The sequence below is a fragment of the Limosilactobacillus sp. DJ3M12 genome, assembly GCF_947381695.1.
GTDB lineage: Bacteria > Bacillota > Bacilli > Lactobacillales > Lactobacillaceae > Limosilactobacillus > Limosilactobacillus kinnaridis.
Genome location: NZ_CANCWY010000080.1, coordinates 1 through 228, shown reverse-complemented (window position 1 = coordinate 228; position 228 = coordinate 1). Strand labels below are relative to the sequence as shown.

The following is a 228-nucleotide window of genomic DNA, read 5'->3' as shown; positions in this document are numbered from 1 at the left end:
ACAGACCAAGTTACTCATCAAACTACTTGGCAAGATTGGAGTACTGCTTCTTGGAATGCTTATGATGTTCCAACAATTGTTGGATATACTCCAACAATTAGCCATGTGGATGCGGTAACAGTTAATGGCCAAACACAGAATAGTAATATTGATATTACCTACACTGCTAATGACCAAAGCATTAACGTGGTTTACAAGGATGGTAACAAGGTTGTGAAGTCTATCCCA

1 protein-coding gene is annotated in these 228 nt (G+C 38.6%); it reads left to right on the top strand.

What is annotated here, in order from left to right; all coding sequences use genetic code 11:
- The coding region (locus QOS06_RS10805; RefSeq protein ID WP_283596071.1) for a mucin-binding protein at positions 1–228 on the top strand (228 nt) is incomplete at both ends.